This window comes from Polaromonas sp. (assembly GCF_031411155.1).
Taxonomy (GTDB): domain Bacteria; phylum Pseudomonadota; class Gammaproteobacteria; order Burkholderiales; family Burkholderiaceae_C; genus Polaromonas.
Map to the genome: position 1 here is coordinate 1 of NZ_JANOAL010000251.1, position 2,521 is coordinate 2,521.

Here is a 2,521-nt window from a genome sequence, read left to right on the forward strand (position 1 = left end):
GAAAGCGGCAAGCGGATACAAAACCAGACCCGATCTGGGCCTGGTTTTTTGGGTTTATCGGGTGCCGGTAGTGCCGGTGGTGCCGGGGGTGCCCGGGACGCCAGGCGTGGAACCGCCGCCGCCGCCAGTGCCACCGGCCGCCAAAGAGACGCCGCCACCGCCACCGCCGCCGGCCAATACGGCGAGTCCGACGACAACTGCCACGCCCGTCACCAGGGCATCCGACGAAATACCTGCGCCGGCAGCCGATTGGGTGGCTGCGCCTGCACCTGCGGGCGGTATAACCGCGGCTCCCTTATTGGAGTCGGAGTCGGAATTGGGGGGCTGCTGCGCCATCGCCAGCGTGCTGGAGAGGGTCAGGGCCAAAACCGCCTTGCTGCAGATTTTCAGGTAGTTCGAAGTCATGGCAGATTTCCTTTTCAAAAAATCAGAGACGCCCGAGGTATTCCGGCGTTTGTTGGGAATTGTACCCTTGCAAGGCGTTTTTTGGCGCCTACTTGCCGGTCCCGGTGGTGCCGGTTGTGGCGCCATTGCCACTGCCGCCGCCCGCAATAGCCGCCGCCAAAAACGCCGCAACGCCCACGGCAACGCCGGCGTTGAGGCTGCCACCCGCCGCAGCGGCGGTCGCCACCGCGGCGCCGGACCCGTTCTGTGTTGCAATGACCACGGCATTGAGCTGACTGAAGGTCGCGGCCACCGGGCCGGGCAGAGCGCCTGCCGCTATCAGGCTGGGCAGCGTGGCCGGGGAGGCCGCGGCAGCGGTTTGACCGGCGCCCGCGGAAACGGAACCGGCGGAGTTGCCCAGACTGACCTCGCCCTGCGCCACGGCGACATAGGTCTGATTGTCGAATTCGGCCACCGCGAAATCCGTCCCCCGAATACCCACTGTCGCCGTGGAGGTGGTCAGGGCAAACTGGCCTGGGTTGCGCCCGCCGATCAATCCGCTGAAAGAGCGCAGGGCACCCTTGAGCAGGCGGATGGCAATATTGCTGGATTGGGGGGCGGCTGCGTTAAAGCGGTAAGCCTCCAGGCGAAATTCCGAGTTTTCGGGCAGCACCACCGCATGCCCGTCATCAAGCCGGATGGTGACCCTGCCATTGGGGCCGGTGACAACGGTGGTGCCCTCGACGATGCGGGCATTGCTGCTGACCGCTTCCGGCGCCGAAGCGCTTGCCGAGGCGCGCACATCACCGCTGACGGTTTGAAACGTGCCATTGGCGAACGCGGCCGGTGCGGCACAGCCCGCAACAATCGCTAAAACTTGCAGAGGCTTGAAGGAAAGGCGCAGCATGGGCGGGGTTCCCGGATGTAACAAAATAGTTGTCGATTGTAAGCAGGGCAGCCCCTTTTCCGAATCAGTTCCGCAGTGAAACGAAGTATTTGCGCAACGGAGGTTGCAGAGATATTCCCATTGCCGTTAAGATCATCATGTGCAGTCGTTGTTAACGCTGCATCCCGCTTTTCCTCCCTGAGCGGGGCCTTTGTGTGTGACAGCAAAAAGGCTTACCAGCCCAACTGGCTTCGTGCCATTTGGGCTTTTTTTTGCCTAAATAGCGTCAAAACCGCAGTCCTCTACACTCGTTGAATGCTTTGGGTCAAATCACTCCACATTGTTTTCGTTGCCAGCTGGTTTGCCGGGCTTTTTTACCTGCCGCGCATTTTTGTCAATCTGGCCATGGTGCCGCCCGAAAGCGTGGCCGAGCGTGAGCGGCTGATGCTGATGGCGCGCAAGCTGATGCGCTTCACCACCGTGCTGGCGGCGCCGGCACTGGGGTTTGGCCTGTGGCTGTACCTGGGCTACGGCATCGGGCGCGGGCCGGGCAATGGCTGGATGCAGGCCAAGCTGGCCGTGGTGCTGCTGGCCGTCGGCTACCACCATGCCTGTGGCCGCCTGCTTGCCAAATTCATGGTCAATCGCAACACGCGCAGCCATGTCTGGTTGCGCTGGTTCAACGAGGTGCCGGTGGCGCTGTTGCTGGCGGCGGTGGTGCTGGTGGTGGTCAAGCCCTGGCAGGGCTAGTTCGTCAGCTAGCCGGCCATGGCATCGCCTTCGCCTCCCCTCCCCGCGCCTGCATCCAGCCGCCACCCGACGGTGGCCTGGCCGCTGGCGCTGGCGGCCGTCTGTGTGATGGTGTACGCCAGCCTGTATCCGTTTGCCGACTGGCGTGACCAGGGCATTTCGCCGCTGCGGTTTTTGGTGGCGCCGCTGCCGCAGTACTGGACGGGTTTTGATGTGGGTGCTAACTTGCTTGGATATGCACCGCTGGGCTTTTTGCTGGCGCTGTCGGCGCTGCGCAGCCAGCGCGTGGGCTGGCCGGTCAGCGTGGCGGTGCTCGCTGCGGCGCTGCTGTCTTTGTCCATGGAAACACTGCAAAGCTATCTGCCGGCGCGCTTTCCGTCCAATGTCGATCTGGCGCTCAATACGCTGGGCGCCTGGCTGGGCGGCTGTTGCGCCTGGGCGCTGGAGAAAACCGGTGTGGTGGATCGCTGGGGCCGGTTCCGGGCGCGCTGGTTTGCCGAC

The 2,521-nt window shown here is 63.6% G+C and carries 4 protein-coding genes; 2 read left to right on the plus strand and 2 right to left on the minus strand.

Translation table 11 applies throughout. The features are described from left to right. Positions 1-54: 54 nt before the first annotated feature. A complete protein-coding gene (locus tag RMO23_RS15195) occupies positions 55-405 on the minus strand; it encodes a hypothetical protein (RefSeq protein WP_309683265.1) in 351 nt (116 codons plus the stop codon). Positions 406-493: 88 nt separating this feature from the next. Continuing rightward, positions 494-1,291, minus strand: a complete 798-nt coding sequence (locus tag RMO23_RS15200) for a FecR family protein (protein WP_309683268.1) — start codon at positions 1,289-1,291, stop codon at positions 494-496. A 294-nt stretch (positions 1,292-1,585) separates the two neighbouring features. Between RMO23_RS15200 and RMO23_RS15205 the strand changes: the two genes are divergently transcribed. Both RMO23_RS15205 and RMO23_RS15210 read left to right on the plus strand, forming a co-directional pair. Next, entirely contained in the window at positions 1,586-2,020 is a 435-nt protein-coding gene (locus tag RMO23_RS15205; protein WP_309683271.1) for a CopD family protein, read from the plus strand. An 18-nt stretch (positions 2,021-2,038) separates the two neighbouring features. Then, the coding region (locus RMO23_RS15210; RefSeq protein WP_309683273.1) for a VanZ family protein at positions 2,039-2,521 on the plus strand (483 nt) is incomplete at its 3' end.

Coding starts and splice junctions, on each gene's coding strand:
- RMO23_RS15195 (WP_309683265.1), bottom strand. CDS start 405: ATGACTTCGAACTACCTGAAAATCTGCAGCAAGGCGGTTTTGGCCCTG.
- RMO23_RS15200 (WP_309683268.1), bottom strand. CDS start 1,291: ATGCTGCGCCTTTCCTTCAAGCCTCTGCAAGTTTTAGCGATTGTTGCG.
- RMO23_RS15205 (WP_309683271.1), top strand. CDS start 1,586: ATGCTTTGGGTCAAATCACTCCACATTGTTTTCGTTGCCAGCTGGTTT.